A 24021-nucleotide genomic window follows, 5' to 3' on the forward strand; every position below is an offset into this window, starting at 1 on the left:
CGAAGCAGACGAGCGCCACCACGGCGCTCTCCTCGAGCAGCGTGTGGACCAGCGTCTCGATGGCGCGGTGGATCAGGTCGGAACGGTCGTAGACCGGCTCGACGCGCACGCCTTCGGGCAGGCCCGGTGCGATTTCCTTCAGCCTTGCCTTGACGTTGGCGATCACGTCGAGCGCGTTCTGGCCGAAGCGCTGCAGCACGATGCCGCTCACCACCTCGCCCTCGCCGTCGAGCTCGGTGACGCCGCGGCGCTCGTCGGGACCGAACTCGACGCGCGCCACGTCGCGCAGCAGGACCGGTGCCGGCCCGTCGGCCAGCAGCACGATCTGCTCGAGGTCCGCCGTGTTCCTGATGTAGCCGCGGCCGCGCACCATGAACTCGGTCTCGGCCATTTCGACGACGCGGCCGCCGACCTCGCGGTTGGAGGCGCGGATCGCTGAGATCACGCGGGCCAGCGGCACGCCGAAGCCGCGCAGCTTCACCGGGTCGACGACGACGTTGTACTGGCGCACGAAGCCGCCGACGCTTGCCACCTCGGCCACACCCTCGGCCTTGGCGAGGGCGAAGCGGATGTACCAGTCCTGCAACGAACGCAGTTCGGCCAGCGAGCGGTTTGCGCCCACCACAGCATACTGGAAGACCCAGCCGACCCCGGTGGCGTCCGGCCCAAGGGTCGGCTTGACCTCGGCCGGCAGCTTCTGGGCGCCAGAATTGAGATACTCCAGCACGCGGCTGCGGGCCCAGTAGATGTCGGTGCCGTCCTCGAAGATGACGTAGACGAACGACACGCCGAAGAACGAGAAGCCGCGCACGGCACGGCTACGCGGCACCGCCAGCATCGCCGTGGTCAGCGGATAGGTGACCTGATCCTCGATGACCTGTGGCGCCTGGCCCGGCATCTCTGTGTAGACGATGACCTGGGTGTCGGAGAGATCGGGGATGGCATCGAGCGAAACGCGGCCGATCGCGTAGAGTCCGCCACCGACCAGGGCGAGCGTGACCACGAACACCAGCAGCAGGTTGCGCGTCGACCAGCGGATGAGCCCGGCGATCATTTGCCGTCTCCTGCCGTGAACACCGCAAGTGCTGCCCGCAGGTTGCTCTCGGCATCGATCAGGAAGGTAGCCGAGGTGACGACGCGCTCGCCCGGCTTCAGCCCTTCCAGCACCTGCACCTGGCCCGGCACGCGGACGCCGAGCCTGACGGCGCGCGGCTCGAAGCGGCCCTCGCCGCGCTCGACCAGCACGATCTGCCGCTTGCCGCTGTCGATGATCGCGGAGTCCGGCACGACCACCCATCGTCCCGGGATCGGCGCCTCGATCTCGACGGTGGCCGCCATGTCGGCGCGCAACAGCCCGTCGGAGTTGGCAACCTCGATGCGCAGCCGTGCCGTGCGGCTCTCCTTGCCAACGCCGGGATAGATGAAGGTGACGCGGCCGGGGAATGGACGGTCCGGCCAGGCGTTGACCGTGACTCTGGCCATGTCGCCCGCCTTCACGAAGGCGAGGTCCTGCTCGTAGACCTCGGCCAGCACCCACATCACCGACGTGTCGACGATGCGGAACAGCGTCTCGCCGGGCTGGTAGCGCATGCCCTCGATCGCCGTCTTCTCGATCACCGTGCCGCTCGTCGGCGCCGGCACGGCGATGGTGCGCGGCGGACGTTCGCCGCGGCGCAGCTTCTCCAGATCGCTCTCGGGATAGTCGAGATTGCGCAGGCGCCCCTCGGCCGCGGTTTGCGCGCCGCGCGACAACATGAATTCCTGCTGCAGCACGTTCAGTTCGGGACTGTAGACCTCGAACAGCGGTTGCCCGCGCTTCACCGTGTCGCCCGTGGCATTGACCAGCAGCTTCTCGATCCAGCCGCCGAACCTGGGCGCGACGACCGACTGGCGGCGCTCGTCGAACTGGACCGTGGCGAAGGCGCGTATGCTGCGGCTGAGCGTGCGTTCGCGCACCTCTTCGCTGCGCACGCCGAGCCGCTGCACCTTGTCGAGGCTGATCCTGACGGTGCCCGCCGCATCGCCCGTCTCGTCCTCGCAGACGGCGATGTAGTCCATGTTCATCGAGTCCTTCTTCGGCACCGGCGAGGTGTCGGGCGCTCCCATCGGATGGCGGTAGAACTTGACCTTGCCGCCGGGACCGCAGACGGCCGGGGCCGGATCGGCCGCGCGCGCGTCGGGCGCCGCCGAGAGGGCAAGGACGGCAATGAGGATGGCAATGAAGACGGCGCCGGCGATGCCGGGCCGCGGCTTGGCTGCGAAAACCATGACGAACCTCCGCGATGCCGCGCGCCAAAAAAGCGCGACGGCTCAAACTGACCGACGAAGGGTCAGGCGCGCGGAGGGAAGGGGTCGGGCGGCGGCGACAGGCCGCTCAGGAGGGTCGAGCGAAGCGCCCAGCGGATCTTGCCGAAGCCGATCGCCGGCAGGTCGAGCGTTGCGGCGGCCAGCGTCGGCGTCCCGCTCGGCGCAGTCTGCATGCATGTGGCGGCCGGCACCGGACAGGGTGCGCTGTCGCACTCATCGCAATGCGTGCAGGGGGCGTTGGCGGTGCTGTGTTCCGATGCCGGCGACGCCAACGGCGCCGCTGCGGCGGCAACCGCCATCAGCCCGCCCGCCAGGACGGCGAGGCAGCCAAGGACGGCGGCAAGCAGGCGCAAACGCATCATGCAATCCATGGTGCCTCGGGCAGCGCGTCGTTGCCAGTCACATCGTCGTCACACAGTGTGTCGCACCAGGTGACGGCAAATTGCCTGCAGCCGGGGTCGCATTTCACCACATATAGGATATTGACGATCAGACGGAAATCCGATAGTCCTCTTCCTGCTCGATTCCGGAGGAGGAAGGACATGGGCTGGAGCAAGTGCCCGATCGACGAGGTTCCCGCCGAGGTGCTGGCCGAGAGGCCGCCGGCGCCGCGCAAGCGCACCTTGGCGCGCAAGAAATACGACTACGAGCGCCATCTCGCGCGCTGGGGCAATCACGCCGACGCGGCGGCACGCACCGGCGTCGACGAGCGCACGGCGCGGCGCTGGCGCGCGGAGCCCGGCTTCCGGGCACGCTGCGATCTCGCCCTGAAATTCTACCGCGAGACGATCGAGATGGAGACGCATCGGCGGGTGGAGACGCCCCAGGTCAAGCCGATCTGGTATCGCGGCCGGCAGGTCGGGCACATCCGGCGCTTCAACGACCGTCTGCTGCTGCGCCTGATCGCGCGGATGCCGCTACCGCCCGAAAACGACTGATGTCAGTTTCGAACATGTCCGCTTTTTGCGGACATTTTCGCGGCGGGTTGGACCGCGAAAAGAGGAGAAGGTTCAGGGGTTTGGCCACCAAATCCGCGACAACGGAAAATCCCGAAGTCGGTTTCCTTGCTTTCCGCAAGGCGGCGGACACGTCTAGAGGAGCGAATCGATGAATTTCGCCAGCGCCACGTCCTTCTCGCTCAAGCCGCCGGCATCGTGGGTCGAGAGCACGATGGTCACCTTGTTGTAGACGTTGGACCATTCGGGATGGTGGTCGGCCTTCTCGGCCGCCAGGGCCACGCGGGTCATGAAGCCCCAGGCGTGGTTGAAGTCGGCGAAGGCGAAGCTCCTCTGGATCGCATCGCGGCCCGGAACTTCCTTCCACGCCTTCAACGCGGCGAGGGCATCGCTGCGGGATTTGCCGGCAAGCTTGGCGGTCATACTGGTCCCCTTCAGTTGGCGTGAAGCTTGCCTCATTGCGGTGCAGCAGCCTAGGCTCGACGCTACAAACAGGAGGTCTTCTTGAAAATCATCCGCCGCACCGCGCTGCTCGCCGCCGCCTCGATGGCGCTGGCGAGCCCTGCCCTTGCCCAGAAAAGCGCCGATATCCTGCGCATCAACTTCACCGACGCCGTGCCCAACGTCGACATGTACTTCAACAGCCAGCGCACCGGCCTGATCCTGGCGCACCAGGCCTGGGACATGCTGGTGCATCGCGATCCCTCGACCTTCGAGATCAAGCCGTCGCTCGCCACCGCCTGGAAGTTCGCCGAGGACAATTCGCTCGATCTCACCATCCGCCAGGGCGTGAAGTTCCACGACGGCAGCGCGCTCACCGCCGACGACGTGGTCTACACCATCAACATGGCGGCCGATCCCGCGAGCAAGGTGGCGACGCCGTCGAACTACGCCTGGATCGACAAGGCCGAGAAGACCGGCGAGTTTTCCGTGCGCATCAAGATGAAGAAGCCGACGCCGGCGGCACTGGAATATCTCGCCATGGTGACGCCGATCCATCCCAAGGCCTATCGCGAGAAGGTCGGTCCCGAGGGCTTTGCGGCCAAGCCGGTCGGCGCCGGGCCGTACAAGATCGTCAAGAACGAGCAGGGCAAGGAAGTCGTGTTCGAGCGCTTCGACGGTTACTGGGCAGGCTCGCCCAAGGGCAAGCCCGCGATCAAGACGCTGCATGTGCGCTTCGTGCCCGATCTCGCCACCTCGGTGACGGAACTGCTGGCGCAACGCACCGACTGGATGTGGAACATCAATCCCGACCAGGCCAATGACGTGAACAAGATGCCCCACCTGCAGGCGGTGCGTCAGGAATCGATGCGCGTCGGCTACCTGCAACTCGACGCCGCCGGCCGCACCGGGGCGGGCAACCCGATGACCAACCTGAAGGTGCGCCAGGCGATCTGGCATTCGATCAACCGTCAGGCGATCGCCGACAAGCTGGTGCAGGGCGGCAGCCGCGTGCCGCCGGCACCCTGCTTCCCCAGCCAGTTCGGCTGCGACGCCGATGCCGCGGTGAAGTACGACTACAACCCGGCCAAGGCCAAGGCGCTGCTGGCCGAGGCGGGCTTCCCCAACGGCTTCGAGACCGAGTTCGTGACCTACGTGCAGCCGACCTCGTGGAGTGCGGCCCAACAGAACGACCTTGCCGCTGTCGGCATCAAGGCCAAGATCACGCAGCTTCAGGTGTCGCCCGCCATCCAGAAGAATCATCGCGGCGAGAACCCGCTCTATCACGGCAGCTGGGGCAGCTACTCGATCAACGACGTCTCGGCGATCTTCCCGGTGATGTATGGCGCGGGCGCCCTCGACAACTACTCGAAGGATCCCGAGCTCGAGAAGCTGGTGGCCGACGGCGGCGCCACCTCCGATCCGGCGGCGCGCAAAAAAGCCTATTCGGCGGCCATCAAGCTGATGACCGAGAAGGCCTACTGGCTGCCGCTGTTCACCTACGTGAACACCTACGCCTTCGCCAAGGCGCTGGAGTTCAAGACCTTCCCCGACGAGCTGCCGCGCTTCTACTACGCGAAGTGGAAATAACGCGCCGCCGCTTAAGGAACGAGAAGACACTCCACGCCGCCGCCGGGCCGAGGCCTGAGCGGCGGCGTTTCTGCTGAGCAGCGCGGCTCCGCGATCGGGCAGCGCGGATGGAAGCGGCAGCCCGGCGGGATGTTGGCCGGGTCGGGCAGCACGTCGCCCAGGCCGACGTCGGGGACACCGAGGCCGGGCTCGGGCGTCAGCACCGAGGCCAGCAGCGCCTTGGTGTAGGGATGCTCGGGCTGGTGGAACAGCGCCTGCGTAGGCTTCCGCTCGACGATGCGGCCGAGATACATCACCGCCACTTCGCTCGCGACATGCTCGACCACGGCGAGGTTGTGGCTGATGAAGACATAGGTGAGGCCGAGTTCGCGCCGGAGCTCGGCCAGCAGGTTCAGGATCTGCGCCTGCACCGAGACGTCGAGCGCCGAGGTGGGCTCGTCGCAGACCACGATGCGCGGCCGCAGGACGAGTGCACGGGCGATGGCGACCCGCTGGCGCTGGCCGCCGCTCAGTTCGGTCGGCAGGCGGGCGCCCATCTCGGCCGTGAGGCCGACGCGGGCCAGCATCTCGTCGACGCGCCGGGTGACGTCGGCGCGATCGATGTTGCCCTGGGCACGCAGCGGCATGGCCACGATGTCGCGCACGCGCGCCAAGGGGTTGAGAGAGGCAAACGGGTCCTGGAACACCGGCTGGATCAGCCGGGCGCGGGCCTTGCGATCCATGTCGGAGATCTTCTGGCCTTCGACCGCGATCTCGCCCGAGGTCGGCTCGAGCAGGCCCAGGATCAGGCGGGCGAGCGTGGACTTGCCGCAGCCCGACTCGCCCACCACGCCCAGCACGCCGCCCTGGGGTACGGCGAAGGAGACGTCGTCGCAGGCCACGACGTGGCGGTCCTTGCCCAGCATGCCGCCTTTGACGCGGAAGGTTTTGTGGACGCCGCGGACTTCGATCGCGGGCAGAGACGTGGCGCCGCTCATGTCAGCGCCTTCACAGGCGCGGGCAGCCGGCAGAGATAGTCGTGGCCCGGGCTCGCGGTCTTGCGCGGGATCTGATGGGCGCAGGTCGCGTCGGCGAAGGAACAGCGCTCGCGGAAGGCGCAGCCCTCGAAGCCCGGACCGACGCGCGGCACCGTGCCGGGGATCGAGCCCAGCGGCTCGTCCTGGCGCTGCTTGCCCGGCACCGGCACGCAGCGCAGCAGGCCCTGGGTGTAAGGATGCTTCGGATCGGCAAAGAGTTGCGCGGTGGCCGCACTCTCGACGACCTCGCCCGCGTACATGACCGAAACGCGGGTGGCGACGCGGGCCACGATGCCGAGATCGTGGGTGATCAGCAGCATGCCGAGGCCCAAGTCGCGCTGCAGTTCGGCCAGCAGGCGCAGGATCTGGGCCTGCACCGTGACGTCGAGCGCCGTCGTCGGCTCGTCGGCGATCAGGAGCTGTGGATCGCACATCAGCGCCATGGCGATCATCACGCGCTGGCGCAGCCCGCCCGAGAGCTGGTGCGGGAACTGGCCGAGACGCAGGCCCGGCGCGGTGATGCCGACGCGGGCCAGCAGGTCGGCGGCGCGGTCGGTGGCCACGCGCTGGCTACTTCCCTTGTGGCGGCGCAGCACCTCGGTCATCTGCGAGCCCACCGTGTAGGCGGGATTGAGTGAGGTCATCGGCTCCTGGAAGATCATGGCCATGGCATTGCCGCGCAGCCGGGCCATGCCGTTGTCGTCGAGCTTCAGAAGATCCTCGCCCTGGAAGGAGAGGCGCTTGGCCCGGCGGTGGCCGCCGCGGGCCAGCAGGTTCATGACGGCGAGCGCCGTCACCGACTTGCCGCAGCCCGACTCGCCCACCAGGCAATGGGTTTCGCCGCGCTCGACGGTGAGCGAGGTGCCGCGCACCGCCGAGGTGCGGCTGCCGAAGCCCACTTCGAGCTGTTCGACTTCGAGGAGTGCACTCACGTATCGGTCCTCGCACCGAACAGGTCACGGAGTCCGTCACCCAAGAGGTTGATGCCGAGGACCAGCACGAAGAGCGCCACTCCCGGGATCACGATCACCCACGGCGAGAAGAACATGTAGTCCTTGGCCTCGGCGATCATCAGGCCCCACGACGGCAGCGGCGGCGGCACGCCGAGACCCAGGAACGACAACGCCGCCTCGAGCAGGATGGCGAGCGCCACCTCCAGCGTCGCCACCACCACGAGATGGCTCGCGATGTTGGGCAGCACCTCGCGCGACAGGATGCGGAAGCGCGAGCAGCCGGCGCACCAGGCTGCGGCCACGAAGTCGAGGTTGCGCACCTGCATGGTGGTGGAGCGCGCGACCACGGCGAAGCGGTCCCACAGCAGCAGGCCCAGCGTGAGGACGAGGAGGGTCATCGAGCTGCCCAACAGGCCGACCACGGCGAGCGCCACAAGCACCACCGGAATGGAAAGCCGCGTGGTGATGGCGAACAGCACCGCATCGTCGACCCGGCCGCCTAAAAAGCCGCCAAGCACGCCGATGGTGATGCCGATCAGGCCGGAGACGATGGTCACGGTGACGCCGATCAGGATCGAGATGCGGCAGCCCCAGATCAGGCGCGAGAGATAGTCGCGGCCGAGCTGGTCGGTGCCGAGGAGATGCTCGCTCGAGCCGCCGGTCATCCAGAACGGCACGACCAGACGCTTGCCGAGGTCCTGGGCGAAGGGGTCGTAGGGCACGATCCAGGGCGCCGCCAGCGCGCAGAACACCGCGAGGCCCACGATGACAGCGCCGATCCAGGTGCTGACGCTCTTCCAGCCGCGCTTGGGGCCGGCATTGACCACCGCCACGCTCATGGACCGCGCAGCCTCGGGTCGAGCACGGCATTCATCAGGTCGGCCAGCATGGTGAGCGCCACGTAGATCACCGCCAGCACCAGCACGACCGCCTGGACCACGGGGAAGTCGTTCTTGCCGATCGACTCCCAGGCGAGGTAGCCCACGCCGTGCAGGGCGAAGACCTGTTCGATCACGATCGAGCCACCCAGCATGAAGCCGAGCTGGACGGCGGCGATCGCCACCACCGGGATGGCGGCGTTGCGCAGCGCATGCTTGAGCAGGATCGAGGCCCGCGACAGGCCTTTGGCCCGCGCCGTCCTTATATAGTCGCTGCCCATGGCCTGGATCATGCCGGCACGGGTGAGACGGGTGAGGGCCGGGATCGCCGAGAAGGCGAGCACGATGCCGGGCATCACGAAATGCTGCCACGAGCCGGTGCCCGAGATCGGCAGCCAGCCGAGCTGTAGGCCGAGGGTGATCATCAGGATCAGGCCCAGCCAGAAGCTCGGCATCGCCTGGCCGAGCAGCGCTACCAGCTGGACACAACGGTCGAGCGCGGTGTTCTCGCGCACCGCCGCCAGGATGCCGAGCGGCAGCGAGACCACCAGCGCGATGACCAGGCCGGTGAGGCCGAGGGTGAGGGTGACCGGCATGCGCTCGGCGATCAGGGCCGAGACACGGGCCTTGAAGAAGTAGCTCTCGCCCAGGTCGCCGGTGAGGGCGCGGCCGACCCAGTCGAAGAACTGCGTCAGCACCGGGCGGTCGAGGCCATAGGCCTTGCGTATCGCGTCGATGTCGGCCTGCGTCGCATTGGGGCCGGCGATCGACGTGGCGAGGTCGCCCGAAAGCCGCGTCAGGATGAAGGCCAGCGTCATGACCGTCGCCGCGACGAGGAAGGCGACGATCAGGCGACGGGTGAGGAAACTCAACATACGGGGCGGGAGCTTAGGGTGGTTCGGTCCGAAACGCGACCATGCGATTCCCGCGCCAAACCGGTGAACAATCCCTCACGTCTGACGCTTGGCGAGCGCGCGCGGCTCCTATATGGGGGAGTCATGCCGGTGTTCAGAAACCCGCGGCGTACGCCCTGCTTCGGCATAGCGCCCAGCCTGGAGGATTTCGAGGCGATCGCCGCCGAGGCGCTCGCCACGATTCCCGAGGAGTTCCGCAAGCACGTCGGCAACGTGCGTATCCAGGTCGACGACTTTCCCTCCGACGAGGTCGAGAAGGAGATGGAGCTCGACACGCCGTTCGACCTGCTCGGTCTCTACCAGGGCGTCTCGATGATGGAGCGCGGCGCCGGTCACGTCGCCAACGACATCGACCGCATCTTTCTCTATCGCCGTCCGATCCTCGACTACTGGTGCGAGTCGGGCGAGGACCTGCCGCACATCGTGCGCCATGTTCTGATCCATGAGATCGGCCATCACTTCGGGCTGAGCGACGATGACATGGAAGCGATCGAGGCCAAGGCCGAGGAAGAATCGCAGCGCGCCCAGCCAAGCGCCTGATCGGTGCGCCCAAATCAGACGCGCATGGCCTCACGATAAAGGCGTTCCACGTTCGTCCACTTGATGGCCTGCATGTAGGCGTCGATGTATTTCGCGGCATCGGCGCCGTAGTCGATCGCATAGGCATGCTCGTACATGTCCAGCGCGAGCAGCGGGACGGCGCCAGCCGGCGCCATTGAATGATCGGCGGCCCAGTGGATGAACAGCCGCTTGTCGCGCGGTGAGTGCGCCAGGATCACCCAGCCCGAGCCGCCGGCCAGCGCCTTGGCCGTTGCGGTGAATTCCGCCTTCCAGCGGTCGAGGCTGCCGAAATCGCGGGAAATGGCCTGCGCCAGCATTCCCGACGGCTGGGTCGGGGCTTCGCCGATGCCGTCGAAATAGAGTTCGTGCAGGATGGTCGAATTGTAGGCGATGTGCTCCTCGCGCTTCAGCCCGCTCACCGTGAAGGCGGGAACTTCGGCGAAGTTGACGGTCGCCATCGTCTCGCTGATGGCGTTCAACTTCTTCACGGTGCCGGCATAATTGTTGCCGTGGTGGCTGCGCAGCAGGCCGGCCGACAGGCCTTTGACCTTTTCCGGATTTACGGTGAGCGGCTGGACGCGGAATTTCGGTGTGGCGGCGCTGGCGAATTGCTGGGCGCGGGCTTGAACGGCCATGGCGCCAAGCAACAGGCCGGCGCCCGCGGCGAGCGAGCGGCGGGGGACGTCGATCATGTCGAACTCCGTGTTGTCCCGGGAGGTAACGCCCCTCAGGGGAAGGAGTTGCGCCGCAGCGCCGTGTTAGGCCGCGCGTTCCCGGCGGAGGCGGCGCTCGGCCACGAAGGCGGCGGCCTCCCGCCACGGCGCCAGCGTCCAGAAGGAGCGGGCGCGGCCGGACGGCGAGGCGAGCACGAAGGCCACCGCGCCCTCCAGCGGTTCCATGTGACGGCCGTAGCCGGGCGCCTTCACGCCGAGCGCCAGGGCGGCGGCGTGTTTGCTGGTGAAGGCGATGGCGGCGGGCTTGTAGCGGCGCAGCTTGGCGTGCAGCGATCTCGTATCCATGGCATGGGCGCTCAGCTCATGGTCGGAGCCGACCTCGGTCTTGTTGAGGTCGGTGAGGCCGAGCCCATGGCCCAGCAGCTCGCGAAAACGGTCCGGTGCGAAACGCTCCGGCGTCAGGCCGACGGCGTGCAGCGTCGGCCAGAAGGCGTTGCCGGGGTTGGCATAGTAGGCACGTGCCTGGAACGACGCCGGGCTGGGCGCGGTGCCGCAGAACACCAGATCAAGACCCGGCGCCAGCAGGTCGGGCAGTCGGTGACTATTGCGGCTTGATGCCCGCGGCACGGATGACCTCGCCCCAGCGCTTGTACTCCGCCTTGATGAAGGTATCGACCTCGGCCATCGACATGGTGCCCGGCTCGAAGCCGCCGGCCTTCATGCTGGCGATGACATCGGGCGACTGCAGCGCGCGGTCGGTGGCGGCCCGCAGCTTGTCCTTGATTTTGGGTGACGTGCCGGCCGGGACCGCCCACATCGACCACGAGGTGACGACGAGGTCGGGGAAGCCCGCCTCGACGAGTGTCGGCGTGTTGGGCAAGGCCTCGGAGCGCTTGGCGCCGGTCGTGGCGATCGGCTTCAGCTTGCCGGCGCTCACCTGGCCCATCAGCGAATCGACGTTGGCGATGCACATCGGGATGTGGCCGGCCAATACGTCAGCCGCCGCCGCCGCGGCGCCGCGGTAGCTGATGAAGGTCATGTCGATGCCGGTCTTCTGCTTGAGCAGTTCCATGGTGAGCGACGGCGAGGTGCCGACGCCGGAAGAACCGTATTGATACTTGCCGGGCTCGGCCTTGGCCGCTGCGATCAGCTTCTGCGGCGTGTCGTGCGGGAAGCCGGGCTGACAGGCGAGCAGGTTGGGCTGCGTGCCGATCCAGGCCGCGGGCTCGAGGTCGGTGAAGGCATTGTAGGGCGGCTTGGCGTAGAGATTGGGCACCAGCGCATGGCTGCCGATGCCGCCCAGCAGCACCGAGTAGCCGTCCGGCGGCGACTTGGCGACGTTGTCCGCCGCGATCGAGCCGCCGGCGCCGGTGCGGTTGTCGATCAGGAACGACTGACCCAGCAACTCGGTGAGCTTGACGCCGAGGCGGCGGGCGATGTTGTCCTGCGAGCCGCCCGGGGTGAACGGGCAGACGATGCGCACCGACTTGGTCGGCCAATCCTCGCCCTGGGCGAAGGCGGGGCGCATGAGCCCGCGCTCTGCGAACGGCAGCGTCGTAAGCACGGCGGCAAAAGCGCGTCTTTTCATCGTTTCCTCCAGTTGCCGCAGCATAACATTGACTCGGACGGAACGTCTTTCCACCTTGTCGCCTCAATTTCGGGAGGAAGAACGATGACCGGCATCGACAAGGCCGACGAAGCCCAGCTTCTGGCGACCATCGACCGCTGGATCGAGCGCGAGGTGGCGCCGCGTGTGAAGGAGTTCGACCACGCCGACAAATGGCCGGCCGAGATCGTCGAACAGATGAAGGAGCTCGGCCTGTTCGGCGCCACCATCAGTCCCGAGTATGGCGGCCTCGGCCTGCCGGCCCGCACCTACGCCGAGATCGTGATGCGCGTCTCCTCGGTGTGGATGGCGATCACCGGCATCTTCAACTCGCACCTGATGCTGGCATTGGCGGTCGAGAAGTTCGGCACGGAACGTCAGAAGCAGCAGTGGCTGCCCAAGTTCGCGACCGGCGAGATCCGGGGCGGGCTGGCATTGACCGAACCTGACGCCGGCACCGACCTGCAGTCGATCCGCATGGTGGCCAAGCGCGACGGCAACGACGGCTACGTGATCAACGGCACCAAGACCTGGATCTCCAACGGCATCGAGGGCCATTGCTTCGCCATGCTGGTCAAGACCGACCCGCAGGCCAATCCGCGCCACACCGGCATGAGCCTGTTCATCACGCCCAAGGGGCCGGGTTTCCGCGTTGGCCGCAAGCTCGAGAAGCTGGGCTACCATTCGATCGATTCGGGCGAGCTGATCTTCGAGGACTACCGCATTCCGGCCGACCATCTGATCGGCGAGGTCGAGGGCAAGGGCTTTGCCCAGGTGGCGGGTGGGCTGGAACTCGGCCGCATCAACGTCGCTTCCCGTGGCGTCGGCATCGCCGAGGGCGCGCTTCGCCTCGCCACGAGCTATGCCCAGATGCGCAAGACCTTCGGCAAGCCGATCTGGGAGCACCAGGCGATCGCGCTCAAGATCGGCGAGATGGCCACACGCGCCCGGGCCGCGCGGCTGCTCACCCTCGACGCCGCCGACATCTTCGATCGCGGCGAGCGCTGCGACATGGAGGCCGGCATGGCCAAGTATTTCTCCTCGGAGGCGGCGCTGGAGAACAGCATCGAGTCGATGCGCATCCACGGTGCCTACGGCTACTCCAAGGAGTACGACATCGAGCGCCTCTACCGCGACGCGCCGCTCACCTGCATTGGCGAGGGCACCAACGAGATGCAGCGCCTCATCATCGCGCGCCAGTGGGTGCGCCGGAATCCGGTATCGTGAAGCCTCTGGAGGGAATTCGCGTCCTGACGTTGGAACAGTTCGGCGCCGGGCCCTACGGCACCATGTTCCTGGCCGAGCTCGGCGCCGAGGTGATCAAGATCGAGGCACCCGAGGGCGATCCGTCGCGTCAGGTCGGGCCTTATAAGTTGGGCAAGGACGACAGCGAATATTTCCAGGCCTGGAACCTCGGCAAGAAGAGCGTCACCGTCGACATGAAATCGGCCGAGGGCCGGCGGCAGTTCGAGGCGCTGGTGAAGAGCGCGGACTGCGTCGTCAACAATCTGCGCGGCACCCAACCGGCCAAGCTCGGCATCGACTATGCCAGCTTGAAACATCTCAAGCCCTCGATCGTCTGCCTGCACATCTCCGCCTACGGTCGCGCCAACGCCCGCAACGACTGGCCGGGCTACGACTTCCTCATGCAGGCCGAAGCGGGCCTCATGGAGCTCACCGGCGAGCCCGAAGGCCCGCCGACGCGGGTCGGGGTGTCGATGATCGACAGCATGAGCGGGCTGACGGGCATCGTCGGCTTGCTCGCCTGCCTGTTGCGGGCGCGCACGACGGGGCAGGGCTGCGACGTCGAAACCTGCCTCTACGACGTCGCCATGCACCAGCTCACCTATCCCGGCTTCTGGTATCTCAACGAAGGCGACGTCTCGCCGCGCGTGCCCCGGAGCGCCCATCTCTCGCTGGCGCCGGTCCAGACCTTTCCGACGAAGGACGGCTGGATCTTCATCATGTGCATGACCCAGAAATTCTGGCTGTCGCTCTGCGAGGCACTGGGCCGGAACGATCTCTTGGCCGATCCGCGCTTCCCCGATCCCAATGCGCGGGCAAAAAACCGGGCCGAGATGACCGATGAGCTCGATCCGACCTTTCGCACGCGCACCACGGCGGAATGGCTGACGAGACTGAACGGCCTCCTGCCGGCGGCGCCGGTCAACAAGCTCGACGCGGCGCTCGACAGTTCCTTTGCGCGCGAGACCGGAATGGTATCTTCGGTGCCGCATCCGGTGAAGGGCGAGTTGAGGGTGATCGCCAATCCGATTCGCGTCGATGGGGAGCGGCTGGCGCAGGCCGCGTGTTCGCCGCTCGGCGCCGACAACGACTCCCTGCTGGGAGGGCGCCCATGAAGCTCGAGGGACTGAAGGTCGTCGACCTGTCGTGGTTCCTGCCGGGACCCTATCTCACCACGGCACTGGCCGATCACGGTGCCGAGGTGATCAAGGTCGAACCGCCCGGCGAAGGTGATCCTGGTCGGCAGATCAAGCCCGCGGACGAACGCACCTCGGTGTTCTTCCGCAACATGGGCCGTGGCAAGAAGAGCGTGGTGCTCGATCTCAAGAGCGAGCAGGGCCGCGCCGATCTCTTTCGCCTCGCGTCGGAAGCCGACGTGCTGGTCGAGTCATTCAGGCCGGGCGTCGCGGCGCGCTTCGGCATCGGCTACGACGCCGTCGCCGCGGCGAATCCCGGCATCGTCTATTGCTCGATCAGCGCCTTCGGTCAGGACGGCGCCTATCCCGGCCGCGCCGCGCACGATCTGGCGCTCGAAGCCATGACCGGCGTGCTGAGCCTGACCTTGGGCGACGACGGACGGCCCGCCATTCCCGGCATTCCGGTCGCCGACCTGGTGAGCGGCCTGCATGGCCTCTCCGGCGTGCTGATGGCGCTGCTGCGGCGGCAGACCACCGGGAAGGGCGACTACATCGACGTCTCCATGCACGAGGCGCTGATGGCGTCGTGCGCCAACGTGGTCGGCAGCGCTTTCGCCGAGAACAAGCACCCCGACGTGAAACAGCAGCGCACCACCGGCGGCTCGGCCTTTTATCGCGTCTACGACACTTCCGATGGCCGCCAGCTCGTGATCGCCGGCCAGGAGATGAAGTTCATAAAGAACCTGCTGGGCGCGCTCGGGAAGCCCGAGATGGCGCCGCTCTGCGAATGGCCTGGCGCGCACCAGAAACCGGTGGCGGATTTCCTCGAAGCCACGTTCAGGGCCAAGCCGCTGGCGCACTGGATGCAATGGCTCGACACGCTCGACATCTGTTGGGGTCCGGTGAACACGCTGCCGGAGGCGATCGTTGATCCGAACCTCGCCAAGCGCGGCATGATCGTCACCGACGAACAGGGGCGCAAACACTTCGCGCCCGTCGTCCGCTTCCGGAACGAGCCGTCAAAACCGCTTTACCACGAACCGCTGCTCGGTGAGCATACGGATGAGGTGTTGAAGCGGAGGGGATGACCCCCTCCGGCCTTCGCCCACCTCCCCCGATGACGGGGGAGGAGTGACTTCATCTCTTCTCCTCCCCCGCTTGCGGGGGAGGTGCCCCGAAGGGGCGGAGGGGTCAGCCGACCAGCGCCACGGCCTGCGCCAGCGGCACCGGCGCGTCGTCGAGCAGGAGGTCCATCGCCTCCTGCTCCCATGGCGACTCGCTGAGCGACAGCGGGTCCTGCGGCGCGAGGCGATGTTCGATCACCAGGCGCGACAGCAGGAGCCGGCGGGCATCGCCGCCTTGCGCACCGAGAGTGGCGCCTTCCCAGGCCAGCAGCGCCGCCGTCGTGGCGTGATAGAGGGCGCCCGCGGCCAGCCTGGAGCGCTTCTCGTGCTTGGGATCTGACGCGACCGCCTCGGCGAAGCGTTCGACGCGGTCGAGGGTGGCGCCCAGCAGGCCCTTGTACTGGCCGGGGAGCGCGCCGCTCGGCTCGTACTTCGCCTTGAGCGCGGCGCCCAGCGTCTTGTGGCCGCCTGATTTGCCGACGGCGCGCTGCACCACGTCCAGTGCGTTGATGTTGGAGGTGCCTTCCCAGAGGGTGCCGATCTGGGCGTCGCGCACCAGCCGCGCCGTCACCCATTCCTCGATGTAGCCCAGGCCGCCCTTGACCTCGAGGGCGGCGCTGGCGACCGGGATGTTGTCGCGGCAGGCGCGGAACTTGTAGACCGGCGTCAGGATGCGCAGCAGGTTCGCCGCGTCCTTGTCTCCCTTGTCGGCCTTGCCCATCGTGTCGGCGGAGAAGGCGTACATGGAGAGCGCCTGCTCGGTCGGCAGCATGATCTTCATCAATTGGCGGCGCAGCAGCGGATATTCGCTGGTGGCGCGGCCGAAGGCGCGGCGGCCGCGCGCGGCCGCCAGTGCTTCGTTGAGGCAGCGGCGCATCATCGAGGCGGCGCGCACGCCGTGGCTCAAGCGTGACAGGTTCACCTGCTCCATCATCTGCTTGAAACCGCGGCCGACGTCGCCCACGGCATAGGCGATGGCGCCGTCGAGGACGATCTCGCCCGAGGCCATGGAGCGCGTGCCGAGCTTGTCCTTCAGTCGCACGATCCGGTAGCTGTTGCGGCTGCCGTCTTCCAGCCGTCGCGGCATGGCGAACAGGCCGAGCCCCTGCGTCCCCGGCGCCGCGCCGCGCGGACGGGCCAGCAGCACGGCGACATCGGCGTCGGCGTGGCTGCAAAACCATTTCTGGCCGTAGAGCTTCCAGCGCTCGACGCCATCGGGGCCGACACCGATCCGTTCGGCTTCGGTCTCGAGCGCGCCGACGTCGGAGCCGCCGGCCTTCTCGGTCATGAACTGCGTGCCCTTCAGCATGGTCGCTGGGTCCTGGCTCAGCAGCCGGTCGAGCAGCAGTTTCTTGAGGGCGTCGGAGCCGTAGCGCTTGATGATGAAGTTGGAGGTGTCCGACACCGAGACCGGGCACATCAGGCCGAACTCGCCCTGCACGAAGAGATAGGTGATGCCGTACTTCACCAGCGGATGCGCCGGCTCCTTCATCCCGAGCACGCCGGCACGATGGCTCATGGCGTGCATGCCGTAGTCCTCGAAGGCGATCTTCTCCATCTCGCGGTAGGCGGGATGGTAGTCGATCCAGTCCTCGTCGCGGCCGAAGCGGTCGCGGGCATTGAGCACCGGCGGGTGCTTGTCGGCCGTCATGGCGAGGTCGTCGAGGCGTCCGCCGGCGAGCGCGCCCAGCCGGTCGAAGTGGGGCGTCATCGCCGCCCGCAGGCCGGGCTCCATGTAGAGCGAGACCAGGTCCTGGAACTGCCGGTCGATGGCGTAGAAATTCCGGCCGTGGACGTCGGGCGCGATGTGGTGTGCGCCGTGCGGCCCCTCGTTCACGTCGTGCGTCCGGTCAGGCATCATGTCGGGCATTCGTCTCTCCTTTGCTTTGCCGGCCGCCACTACCAACCCCCGGCCTTCCAGCCCTCGGCCAGGATGCGCTCGACGTAGGGCGGCACGATCCGGGTGGCGGGGCCGTAGATGTGGTCCTGGAACAGCGTCTGGTTCTCGGTCGGTTCGAGATTGAGTTCGACGGTGCGGACCCGCGCCCGGCGCCGGACGTGCAGCACGAACCCCGCCGCCGGATAGACCTGACCGGAGGTCCCTATGGCCATGAACAGGCCGCACTTGTCGAGCGCGGCGTAGATCTCGTCGAGATGCATCGGCTGCTCGCCGAACCATACGATGTTGGGTCGCAGCTCGCCCACCGCGCCGCACTTCGCGCACACCGAGTCGATCGCCAGATCGGCGTCGGACGGGAATACCGTGCTGCACTTCATGCAGCGGATTTCGCCCTCGCGGCCGTGCATGTGAAGGACGTTCTTCGATCCCGCCATCTCGTGCAGCGGGTCGATGTTCTGCGTGACGATGGTGACGTCGCCGCCGTACTTCGCCTCGAGGCGGGCCAGCGCATCGTGGGCGGCGTTGGGGGCGACCTGGGCGGCCCGGAAAAGGCCGCGCGCCTCGTTGTAGAAATCGAGCACCTTCTTCTTGTCGCGATGCCAGCCTTCGAGGGTGGCGACGTCCTCCAGGTTGACCCGGTTCCACAACCCATCGGGGTCGCGGAAGGTGTCGATGCCGCTTTCCTTGGAGATGCCCGCGCCGGTCAGCACCACGATGCCGGGCGGGAAGTAATCCTGATGCATGTTGCGAAATCTAGCGCCGTGCTAGGGTGGAGGCCATGACCATCAAGGTCCTCTTCGTCTGCACCGCGAACCTTTGCCGCTCACCGATGGCCGAGGGCGTTTTTCGCGCCCTGGTCGAGCGTGCCGGCATGGCCGATGCGTTCGAGATCGCCTCGGCCGGAACGTCGGAAAAATTCGTCGGCCAGTCGCCGGCGCCGGCGGCGCTCGAGATCGCGGCCAGCCGCGGCTACGACATTTCGAACATCCGCGCCCGCCAGGTGACGGGCGACGACGTCGCCCACTTCGACTACCCGCTGGCGATGGACAGCAGCCATCTCGTGGAGATGCGCTGGCTGGCGCCCCGCGCGCTGGTCGGCAAACCCAAGCTGTTCCTGAGTTTCGCGCCGCCGATGGGCGTCGTCGACGTGGCGGATCCGATCGGCGGACCGAGGGCGGGCTTCGAACGCGCCCTCAGCCTCATCGAAGCCGGCTGCAAGGGCCTGCTCGAGCGCGTGAAGCCGGCGGTCAGAACGGCCATTTGAGCCCGAGTTCGCCGAACCGGTTCAGCACGTTGAAGGTGAGCCGCGACACGTCGTTGTCGAACTTGTCGTGGGGCAGGCTGCCGCAGTAGGTGATCGAGCCGACCGAGAACACCGCGCCTCCGCTTGGCTTCTCGATATAGGTCATGTCGGCGTGGATCAGCTCCTCCAGGGTCTGGCCGGGAATGGTGGTGGTGAAGCCCAGCCGTTCCTCGTGGACGACGACGAAGTTCTTGCGGTCGTGGCCTTCGGACGAGGCCAGCACCACGGCGTTGAGCGGACTGCCGAGGCGATGGTCGAGGCGGTCGAGTTCGAAGCCCGCCGCGCCGCCGCCGGAAAAGCCGTAGCCGCCGAACAGCTCGTTCTTCACGCCCTCGAAGACCCAGGCGTGCGTGTTGTCGCGCGCCGCCGGCGACTGGCGGTAGGAGTCGCCAACGAAAGTACCCTGGCTCGAGAAGCCGATGCCGCAGAGAAGGTTGGGCGGCCGGTCGCTGCGCCGCCACAGGCCGCCGTAGGCGCCGTCGAAGGCGTGATAGTACTCGCCGGGCTCGGCCGCCCAGGTGCGGATGCCGCCCTCCGTGCGCCGCACTTCTATGGCGCCCGGCACTTTCCTGGAGAGCGCCACCCGCCAGTAGAAGCCGTTGCCGCCGAGATACATCAGCCGCCCGCCGGTCTCGGTATAGGCCTGCAGCGCGTCGAGCGTGCCGCTGGTGTGATACTCGGGATGCGAGCCGGTCAGCACCACCTTGTACTGCGCCAGGATCTCGACGCCCTTTTCGTCGAGGTCGTGGTCGGTGACGACGTCGAAGGCCACGCCCATGCGGTCGAGCCAGCCGGTGAGATGGGTGTCGGCCGGCAGATGGCGCAGGCCCGAGCCCGCGGCGTCGTTGAAGCTCAGGAAATTCGGCCGCCAGGTGATCAGCGGCCGGAGGTGCGAGGAATAGGCCACGCCCGAGCCGTCGCGGTGATGGTTGTAGGTCGAGAGGCCGTAGTCCTTGTGGTCGTCGGGATTGTGCGGATAGGCCTTCCAGTCGGCCACCCGCTTGCGGAACGCCTCGTCGTACACGCCGCGCGAGAAGTTCGAGTAGACCTGGTAGGTAAAGGTCGAGGCGAGGTAGCAGACCTTGGCCTGCGGCTTGCCGACCTGGGGCCGCACGAAGAAGGGAATGACGTCGCGGTGCGTGCCGCAGCTCAGCTGCATGCCATAGACGCCGCTGCGCATGTCCTTCGGGACGGTGAAGCTGAAGTCGTCGGCCCAGCCGCAATCGTGCAGGTCGTCGTCATGGAAGTGGATGGCGGCATAGTGGTGCGGCGCGCGGCGCCAGTCGCGCTCCGTGCCGGTCCAGGCCGCGCCTTTCATGGCGCGCGTCGGCAGGTTGATCAGCCTGCCGTGCAGACCGTTGGGGCCGGTGTCCTCGATCTCCATCGACTCGCCGCGGCGAGCGAAGTCCCAGGCCGCGACGCCGGCGATCGCGGGCGCCTCGATCTTGCCGTTGAAGCAGCGCTGGGCGGGGCGGTCCTTGGCCGACTCGGCGCCGATCAGGATCGGCCGGGCGGCGTCGAGCGACAGCGGCGCCGTCGTCTGCGCCTCGCCCTCGTCGTCGACGGCGTGGGCGCGCTTCAGCGGCTGCTGACCGACACGCAGCGTGCCGGTCACGGGATCGGCACTCGCCCAGACGCGATACCAGATGCGCGTGCGCAGGGGCTTGCCGACCACGACCCGCGCGCCGCCGACCTCGAGCGCCATGCCCTCGGGCGTGAGAACGAGCGCGAAGCCCGCGCCCGACTCGGGATCGCGGCGTGACAGGACCGTTTGCGGTCCGTCCGCGGGCAGTGTCGGCCAGATCAAGGCTTCGACGCCGAGCGCCGCGGGCAACTTCACGGCCTTGCCGCCATCGACCAGCGCATAGGAGCCGGGCCAGGCGCGCTGCTCGCGCGAGGCGAAGCGGCCGTCGAAAAGATCGGACATATCCTCCAGCTTGGCCGGCGGTCCGCCGGGATTGGGATCGCCGCGAACGATCTTCACCAGCATGGCGTTGTACGGACCCGGTCCCGTGCTCGAGACCTTGAAGGCGATGTTTTCGCCGCTTCGTACCGAGATGCGGTCGGCATAGCCGACTAGCGGTGCTGTCACGTTGGTCTCCCTCTGAGCGGCCGATATAGTCGCCCGAACCCAGGGAGTAATGCCATGTCCAAGATGATCCGCCGCCGCACCGCGATTGCTGCTGCGCTCGCCGCGCCGATGCTGGCGCGGCACGGCTGGGCCCAAAGTGCCGGCGCGAGCGCCTATCCCGGCGGCAAGACCGTGCGCATCGTCGTGCCCTTCGCAGCCGGCGGCACCACCGATATCCTGGGCCGCGTCGTGGCCCAGCTCCTGACCGAGCAGATGGGCGGCACCTTCGTGGTCGATAACAAGACCGGGGCCGGTGGCAATGTCGGTGCCGAGCTGGTGGCGAAGGCAGCCCCCGACGGCATGACCCTGCTGCTGGGCACGGTCGGCACCGCCGTCACCAACCAGTATCTCTACAAGACCATGCCCTACGACAGCGTGAAGAGCTTCGCACCGGTGGCGCTGGTCGGCGAGGTGGCGAACGTGCTGGCCGTCCATCCGAGCTTCCCGGCCAAGACGCTCAAGGAGTTCGTCGACTACTGCAAGGCGCAGGGCCCCAACAAGGTGAGCTACGGCTCGCCGGCCGTCGGCGGCACCGGGCACCTGGCGATGGAGTATCTGTCCAGCCTGGCCGGCATCAAGCTCGAGCATGTCGTCTATCGCGGCAGCTCGCTGGTCATGAAGGACCTGCTGGCCGGTCACATCCTCGACACCATGGACAACCTGCCGCCCTACCTGCAGCACCTCCAGTCGGGGGCGCTGCGCGCCCTGGGCGTGAGCTCGGCCAAGCGCTGGTTCGCGGCGCCGAACATTCCGACCATCGCCGAGCAGGGCTACGCCGGCTTCGACGCCGCGCCCTGGTGGTACGTCGCGGCGCCCGCGGGCACGCCGCCCGAGATCGTCAAGAAACTCTCCGACGACATCGTCAAGGGCACCAGGTCCGAAGCGGTGATCAAGAAGATCCGCGACGCCGGCGCCTCGGAACTGGTTGGTGACGCCCAGGCGCTCACCAGGCACATGGTGGCCGAGAACGCGAAGTGGAAGAAGGTGATCGAAGCGGCCAAGCTGGAGCCGCAATGACACGCGACGGGTTGAAGGGAAAGATTCAGACCGTCCTCGGGCCGATCGCGCCCGAGGCGCTGGGGCGGACTCTGATGCACGAGCACGTGCTCTGCGACATCCGTCCGCCGGCGACACGTGGCGACAACGATCTCGGGCCCGAGATCACGCTGGAGAATGTCTGGCAGATCAATCACGGCCACGGCATCAAGCGGGCCGGCCGCAAGTACATGCTCGACCTCGAGGACATCGCCACCCGCGAGGTCCGCATGATGAAGCACGAGGGCGGCGATGCCATCGTCGAGCTGACCTGCGGCGGCCTCTCGCCCGATCCCAAAGGGCTGCAGCGCATCGCCGCCGGCACTGGCGTGCACCTGATCATGGGCTGCGGCTACTACGTCAACGACTACCAGGACCCCAGGAACCACGGCCGCGCGGTCGACGATTTCGCCGCCGAAATGATCGGCCAGATCCTGGACGGCGCCTGGGGCACCGACATCCGCGCCGGCATGATCGGCGAGATCGGCTGCACCTCGCCGTGGACCGACACCGAGAAGCGGGTGATGCAGGCGGCGCTTGTTGCCGCCGCCGAGACGGGCGCCGCGATCAACGTTCATCCCGGCCGCGATCCCGATCAGCCGCAGGAGGTCGCCGACTTCATCAAGGCCAGTGGCCATCCGACCGAGCGCATCGTCATCAGCCACATCGACCGCACCATCTTCGACGAGGCGCGGCTGCTCAGGCTCGCCGACTCCGGCGTCACCATCGAGTTCGACCTGTTCGGCCAGGAGGCGAGCTACTACGGCCTTTCCGACATCGACATGCCGAACGACGCCACGCGGCTGAAACTGATCCGGGCGCTGATCTCGCACGGCCATCTCGAGCGCGTCGTGATCAGCCACGACATCTGCTACCGCACGCGGCTGGCGAGCTTCGGCGGCCACGGCTACGGCCACATCTTCCGCAACGTCGTGCCGATGATGAAGAAGCGCGGTTATAGCGAGGCCGAGATCGACGCCATCCTGGTCGGCAACCCGCGGCGGCTACTGACGTTCGTCTAGAAGGTCAGATGGTAGGTCGTCTCTTCGGTATAGATCGGCCCGCCGCGGCCGCGCCGGCTTGAATAGAGAGAGAAGTGCTCGGCCACCCAGGGCGTCGACCGGAAGGTCGAGTGGCTGGCCATGAACTGGGCGATGTGATGGCCGGTCTCCGCGCCGGCGGGGAAGCGCGCCAGGGTGACGTGCGGGCGGAACTTGCGGCGCTCGATTTCGATGCCGCAGTTGCGCGCCACGGTCGCCACCTTCTGCTGCAGCCAGTCGAGCTGGTCGCTCTTCTGCACCAGCGCCACCAGGGCGCGGGGCTGCTTGCCGGCGCTGAACTGTTCGACGCCGGCCAGCGCCAGCGAAAAGCGCGGGCCCGCGATGTCGCCCAGCTCCTCTTCCAGGTCGCGCATGACCGAGCCCTGGACCTCGTCGCAGAAGCAGAGCGTCACATGGAGATTCTCCGCCGTCTGCCAGCGCGCGTCGGGCACGCCCGACTGCAGCGTCGCCAGCTCGTCGGCGATCTCCTCAGGGACGGGGAGGGCTACGAACAGGCGTGGCATAGTCGTCGAGGTTCTTGGTGATGAACGGCAGGATGCGCTCGACCACGATGTCGACGCCCTTGGGATTGGGATGGATGCCGTCGGCCTGGTTGAGCGCCGGGTCCTGCGCCACGCCGTCGAGGAAGAAGGGATAGAGCGGCACGCCGTGCTTTTCGGCCAGCCTCTTGTAGAGGCCGTCGAACTGGGCGGCATATTCCGGGCCGAAGTTGCGCGGCGCCAGCATGCCGGCCAGCCATACCGTGACGCCGGCCGCCTTCAGCTTGGTGAGGATGGCGTCGAGGTTGCGCTCGGTGCCGGCCGGGTCGGAGCCGCGCAGCGCGTCGTTGCCGCCCAGTTCCACCAGCACGATGTCGGGCTTGTCGGCCAGCATCCAGTCGATGCGCTCGACGCCGCCCGCCGTGGTGTCGCCCGAGACGCCATGGTTGAGGATCGTGACATTGCGCGCGCGGCGCTGAAGGGCCGCCTGCAGGCGGGCCGGGAAAGCCTGCTCGGGCTTCACCCCATAGCCCGCGGCCAGGCTGTCGCCCAGGACGGCGATCTTGACCGTCCCGCTTTGTGCCGGCCCGCTTTGCGTATGCCCGGTCGCCGCCGCCAGACACAGGACCAGCGCCAGAAACGCCGAGATCCGTGAATTGACCGCTGCCGCAAAACCACCATATCCAATGCCGAAGATCATCGTCCCTTACC

General features: G+C 67.4%; 25 protein-coding genes. 9 read left to right on the forward strand and 16 right to left on the reverse strand.

Features of this window, described 5'->3' with window-relative positions:
* The 3 genes from EPO55_RS17315 to EPO55_RS17325 form a co-directional block, all read right to left on the reverse strand.
* Positions 1 to 1054, reverse strand: a 1054-nt coding sequence (locus EPO55_RS17315) for an efflux RND transporter permease subunit (RefSeq protein ID WP_296338288.1), incomplete at its 3' end; no start/stop codon positions are given.
* The gene (locus tag EPO55_RS17320; RefSeq protein WP_296338290.1) at positions 1051 to 2268 is read right to left on the reverse strand and encodes an efflux RND transporter periplasmic adaptor subunit; all 1218 of its coding nucleotides are present in this window, start codon (positions 2266 to 2268) and stop codon (positions 1051 to 1053) included. The genes EPO55_RS17315 and EPO55_RS17320, both read right to left, overlap by 4 nt.
* Positions 2269 to 2330: 62 nt before the next feature.
* Complete coding sequence (locus EPO55_RS17325) at positions 2331 to 2669, reverse strand: hypothetical protein (protein ID WP_296338291.1); 339 nt, start codon at positions 2667 to 2669, stop codon at positions 2331 to 2333.
* A 180-nt stretch (positions 2670 to 2849) separates the two neighbouring features.
* Between EPO55_RS17325 and EPO55_RS17330 the strand changes: the two genes are divergently transcribed.
* Positions 2850 to 3245, forward strand: coding sequence for a hypothetical protein (locus tag EPO55_RS17330; protein ID WP_296338292.1), 396 nt, complete (start codon positions 2850 to 2852; stop codon positions 3243 to 3245).
* 153 nt (positions 3246 to 3398) lie between these two features.
* On the opposite strand, the gene EPO55_RS17335 is transcribed toward EPO55_RS17330, so the two are convergent.
* Positions 3399 to 3686 carry a 4a-hydroxytetrahydrobiopterin dehydratase gene (locus EPO55_RS17335; RefSeq protein WP_296338293.1) on the reverse strand — a complete coding sequence of 96 codons (288 nt, stop codon included), beginning with the start codon at positions 3684 to 3686 and terminating at the stop codon, positions 3399 to 3401.
* An 81-nt stretch (positions 3687 to 3767) separates the two neighbouring features.
* On the opposite strand from EPO55_RS17335, the gene EPO55_RS17340 reads away from it, so the two are divergent.
* On the forward strand, positions 3768 to 5294 hold the full coding sequence (locus tag EPO55_RS17340; RefSeq protein ID WP_296338294.1) for an ABC transporter substrate-binding protein: 1527 nt from the start codon (positions 3768 to 3770) through the stop codon (positions 5292 to 5294).
* Positions 5295 to 5305: 11 nt separating this feature from the next.
* Here EPO55_RS17340 and EPO55_RS17345 read toward each other — a convergent pair whose 3' ends face one another.
* Genes EPO55_RS17345 through EPO55_RS17360 form a run of 4 tightly spaced genes read right to left on the reverse strand, consistent with a single transcriptional unit; the run spans position 5306 to position 9016 of the window.
* Positions 5306 to 6271: an ABC transporter ATP-binding protein gene (locus EPO55_RS17345; protein WP_296338295.1), complete on the reverse strand. Its 966-nt coding sequence runs from the start codon at positions 6269 to 6271 to the stop codon at positions 5306 to 5308.
* The gene (locus tag EPO55_RS17350) at positions 6268 to 7242 is read right to left on the reverse strand and encodes an ABC transporter ATP-binding protein (RefSeq protein WP_296338296.1); all 975 of its coding nucleotides are present in this window, start codon (positions 7240 to 7242) and stop codon (positions 6268 to 6270) included. Before EPO55_RS17350 ends, EPO55_RS17345 begins: the two co-directional genes overlap by 4 nt.
* Positions 7239 to 8102 (reverse strand): ABC transporter permease, encoded by an 864-nt coding sequence (locus tag EPO55_RS17355; protein ID WP_296338297.1) that lies wholly within the window; start codon positions 8100 to 8102, stop codon positions 7239 to 7241. Before EPO55_RS17355 ends, EPO55_RS17350 begins: the two co-directional genes overlap by 4 nt.
* A complete protein-coding gene (locus EPO55_RS17360; protein ID WP_296338298.1) occupies positions 8099 to 9016 on the reverse strand; it encodes an ABC transporter permease in 918 nt (305 codons plus the stop codon). Before EPO55_RS17360 ends, EPO55_RS17355 begins: the two co-directional genes overlap by 4 nt.
* Before the next feature lie 123 nt (positions 9017 to 9139).
* On the opposite strand from EPO55_RS17360, the gene EPO55_RS17365 reads away from it, so the two are divergent.
* Positions 9140 to 9595 carry a metallopeptidase family protein gene (locus EPO55_RS17365; RefSeq protein WP_296338299.1) on the forward strand — a complete coding sequence of 152 codons (456 nt, stop codon included), beginning with the start codon at positions 9140 to 9142 and terminating at the stop codon, positions 9593 to 9595.
* Positions 9596 to 9609: 14 nt separating this feature from the next.
* Here EPO55_RS17365 and EPO55_RS17370 read toward each other — a convergent pair whose 3' ends face one another.
* The 3 genes from EPO55_RS17370 to EPO55_RS17380 all read right to left on the reverse strand — a co-directional run bounded on the left by EPO55_RS17370 (position 9610) and on the right by EPO55_RS17380 (position 11878).
* Entirely contained in the window at positions 9610 to 10308 is a 699-nt protein-coding gene (locus EPO55_RS17370) for a superoxide dismutase (protein WP_296338300.1), read from the reverse strand.
* Between the two features lie 66 nt (positions 10309 to 10374).
* Positions 10375 to 10917, reverse strand: a complete 543-nt coding sequence (locus EPO55_RS17375; RefSeq protein ID WP_296338301.1) for a mismatch-specific DNA-glycosylase — start codon at positions 10915 to 10917, stop codon at positions 10375 to 10377.
* On the reverse strand, positions 10892 to 11878 hold the full coding sequence (locus EPO55_RS17380) for a tripartite tricarboxylate transporter substrate binding protein (RefSeq protein WP_296338302.1): 987 nt from the start codon (positions 11876 to 11878) through the stop codon (positions 10892 to 10894). Before EPO55_RS17380 ends, EPO55_RS17375 begins: the two co-directional genes overlap by 26 nt.
* Positions 11879 to 11962: 84 nt before the next feature.
* On the opposite strand from EPO55_RS17380, the gene EPO55_RS17385 reads away from it, so the two are divergent.
* Genes EPO55_RS17385 through EPO55_RS17395 form a run of 3 tightly spaced genes read left to right on the forward strand, consistent with a single transcriptional unit; the run spans position 11963 to position 15365 of the window.
* Complete coding sequence (locus EPO55_RS17385; RefSeq protein WP_296338303.1) at positions 11963 to 13123, forward strand: acyl-CoA dehydrogenase family protein; 1161 nt, start codon at positions 11963 to 11965, stop codon at positions 13121 to 13123.
* Positions 13120 to 14256 (forward strand): CoA transferase, encoded by a 1137-nt coding sequence (locus EPO55_RS17390; RefSeq protein ID WP_296338304.1) that lies wholly within the window; start codon positions 13120 to 13122, stop codon positions 14254 to 14256. The genes EPO55_RS17385 and EPO55_RS17390 overlap by 4 nt, the downstream gene beginning before the upstream one ends.
* Entirely contained in the window at positions 14253 to 15365 is a 1113-nt protein-coding gene (locus EPO55_RS17395) for a CaiB/BaiF CoA-transferase family protein (RefSeq protein ID WP_296338306.1), read from the forward strand. The genes EPO55_RS17390 and EPO55_RS17395 overlap by 4 nt, the downstream gene beginning before the upstream one ends.
* A 103-nt stretch (positions 15366 to 15468) precedes the next feature.
* Here EPO55_RS17395 and EPO55_RS17400 read toward each other — a convergent pair whose 3' ends face one another.
* Positions 15469 to 17271, reverse strand: a complete 1803-nt coding sequence (locus EPO55_RS17400) for an acyl-CoA dehydrogenase family protein (RefSeq protein WP_296338307.1) — start codon at positions 17269 to 17271, stop codon at positions 15469 to 15471.
* Positions 17272 to 17300: 29 nt separating this feature from the next.
* Positions 17301 to 18044, reverse strand: a complete 744-nt coding sequence (locus EPO55_RS17405; RefSeq protein ID WP_296338309.1) for an NAD-dependent deacylase — start codon at positions 18042 to 18044, stop codon at positions 17301 to 17303.
* Between the two features lie 35 nt (positions 18045 to 18079).
* On the opposite strand from EPO55_RS17405, the gene EPO55_RS17410 reads away from it, so the two are divergent.
* On the forward strand, positions 18080 to 18565 hold the full coding sequence (locus EPO55_RS17410; RefSeq protein ID WP_296338310.1) for a low molecular weight protein-tyrosine-phosphatase: 486 nt from the start codon (positions 18080 to 18082) through the stop codon (positions 18563 to 18565).
* Here EPO55_RS17410 and EPO55_RS17415 read toward each other — a convergent pair.
* Positions 18549 to 20696 (reverse strand): N,N-dimethylformamidase beta subunit family domain-containing protein, encoded by a 2148-nt coding sequence (locus EPO55_RS17415; protein WP_296338311.1) that lies wholly within the window; start codon positions 20694 to 20696, stop codon positions 18549 to 18551. The genes EPO55_RS17410 and EPO55_RS17415 overlap by 17 nt on opposite strands.
* A 54-nt stretch (positions 20697 to 20750) precedes the next feature.
* Here EPO55_RS17415 and EPO55_RS17420 point away from each other — a divergent pair, with 54 nt between their 5' ends.
* Both EPO55_RS17420 and EPO55_RS17425 read left to right on the forward strand, forming a co-directional pair.
* Complete coding sequence (locus EPO55_RS17420) at positions 20751 to 21752, forward strand: tripartite tricarboxylate transporter substrate binding protein (RefSeq protein ID WP_296338312.1); 1002 nt, start codon at positions 20751 to 20753, stop codon at positions 21750 to 21752.
* On the forward strand, positions 21749 to 22792 hold the full coding sequence (locus EPO55_RS17425) for a hypothetical protein (protein WP_296338313.1): 1044 nt from the start codon (positions 21749 to 21751) through the stop codon (positions 22790 to 22792). Before EPO55_RS17420 ends, EPO55_RS17425 begins: the two co-directional genes overlap by 4 nt.
* Here EPO55_RS17425 and thpR read toward each other — a convergent pair.
* Both thpR and EPO55_RS17435 read right to left on the reverse strand, forming a co-directional pair.
* Positions 22789 to 23334: an RNA 2',3'-cyclic phosphodiesterase gene (gene thpR, locus EPO55_RS17430; protein WP_296338314.1), complete on the reverse strand. Its 546-nt coding sequence runs from the start codon at positions 23332 to 23334 to the stop codon at positions 22789 to 22791. The two genes, EPO55_RS17425 and thpR, sit on opposite strands and share 4 nt — an antisense overlap.
* Positions 23300 to 24010, reverse strand: coding sequence for an arylesterase (locus tag EPO55_RS17435; protein WP_296338315.1), 711 nt, complete (start codon positions 24008 to 24010; stop codon positions 23300 to 23302). The genes thpR and EPO55_RS17435 overlap by 35 nt, the downstream gene beginning before the upstream one ends.
* Positions 24011 to 24021: the final 11 nt, after the last annotated feature.

Origin of the sequence: Reyranella sp., assembly GCF_004296935.1 — a bacterium.
Lineage (GTDB): Bacteria > Pseudomonadota > Alphaproteobacteria > Reyranellales > Reyranellaceae > Reyranella.

What these genes read in the sequence shown, in the direction of transcription:
- EPO55_RS17320 (WP_296338290.1), bottom strand. Translation starts at nt 2,268, where the DNA reads ATGGTTTTCGCAGCCAAGCCGCGGCCCGGCATCGCCGGCGCCGTCTTC.
- EPO55_RS17325 (WP_296338291.1), bottom strand. Translation starts at nt 2,669, where the DNA reads ATGATGCGTTTGCGCCTGCTTGCCGCCGTCCTTGGCTGCCTCGCCGTC.
- EPO55_RS17330 (WP_296338292.1), top strand. Translation starts at nt 2,850, where the DNA reads ATGGGCTGGAGCAAGTGCCCGATCGACGAGGTTCCCGCCGAGGTGCTG.
- EPO55_RS17335 (WP_296338293.1), bottom strand. Translation starts at nt 3,686, where the DNA reads ATGACCGCCAAGCTTGCCGGCAAATCCCGCAGCGATGCCCTCGCCGCG.
- EPO55_RS17345 (WP_296338295.1), bottom strand. Translation starts at nt 6,271, where the DNA reads ATGAGCGGCGCCACGTCTCTGCCCGCGATCGAAGTCCGCGGCGTCCAC.
- EPO55_RS17355 (WP_296338297.1), bottom strand. Translation starts at nt 8,102, where the DNA reads ATGAGCGTGGCGGTGGTCAATGCCGGCCCCAAGCGCGGCTGGAAGAGC.
- EPO55_RS17360 (WP_296338298.1), bottom strand. Translation starts at nt 9,016, where the DNA reads ATGTTGAGTTTCCTCACCCGTCGCCTGATCGTCGCCTTCCTCGTCGCG.
- EPO55_RS17365 (WP_296338299.1), top strand. Translation starts at nt 9,140, where the DNA reads ATGCCGGTGTTCAGAAACCCGCGGCGTACGCCCTGCTTCGGCATAGCG.
- EPO55_RS17370 (WP_296338300.1), bottom strand. Translation starts at nt 10,308, where the DNA reads ATGATCGACGTCCCCCGCCGCTCGCTCGCCGCGGGCGCCGGCCTGTTG.
- EPO55_RS17380 (WP_296338302.1), bottom strand. Translation starts at nt 11,878, where the DNA reads ATGAAAAGACGCGCTTTTGCCGCCGTGCTTACGACGCTGCCGTTCGCA.
- EPO55_RS17385 (WP_296338303.1), top strand. Translation starts at nt 11,963, where the DNA reads ATGACCGGCATCGACAAGGCCGACGAAGCCCAGCTTCTGGCGACCATC.
- EPO55_RS17395 (WP_296338306.1), top strand. Translation starts at nt 14,253, where the DNA reads ATGAAGCTCGAGGGACTGAAGGTCGTCGACCTGTCGTGGTTCCTGCCG.
- EPO55_RS17400 (WP_296338307.1), bottom strand. Translation starts at nt 17,271, where the DNA reads ATGCCCGACATGATGCCTGACCGGACGCACGACGTGAACGAGGGGCCG.
- EPO55_RS17405 (WP_296338309.1), bottom strand. Translation starts at nt 18,044, where the DNA reads ATGCATCAGGATTACTTCCCGCCCGGCATCGTGGTGCTGACCGGCGCG.
- EPO55_RS17410 (WP_296338310.1), top strand. Translation starts at nt 18,080, where the DNA reads ATGACCATCAAGGTCCTCTTCGTCTGCACCGCGAACCTTTGCCGCTCA.
- EPO55_RS17420 (WP_296338312.1), top strand. Translation starts at nt 20,751, where the DNA reads ATGTCCAAGATGATCCGCCGCCGCACCGCGATTGCTGCTGCGCTCGCC.
- EPO55_RS17425 (WP_296338313.1), top strand. Translation starts at nt 21,749, where the DNA reads ATGACACGCGACGGGTTGAAGGGAAAGATTCAGACCGTCCTCGGGCCG.
- thpR (WP_296338314.1), bottom strand. Translation starts at nt 23,334, where the DNA reads ATGCCACGCCTGTTCGTAGCCCTCCCCGTCCCTGAGGAGATCGCCGAC.
- EPO55_RS17435 (WP_296338315.1), bottom strand. Translation starts at nt 24,010, where the DNA reads ATGATCTTCGGCATTGGATATGGTGGTTTTGCGGCAGCGGTCAATTCA.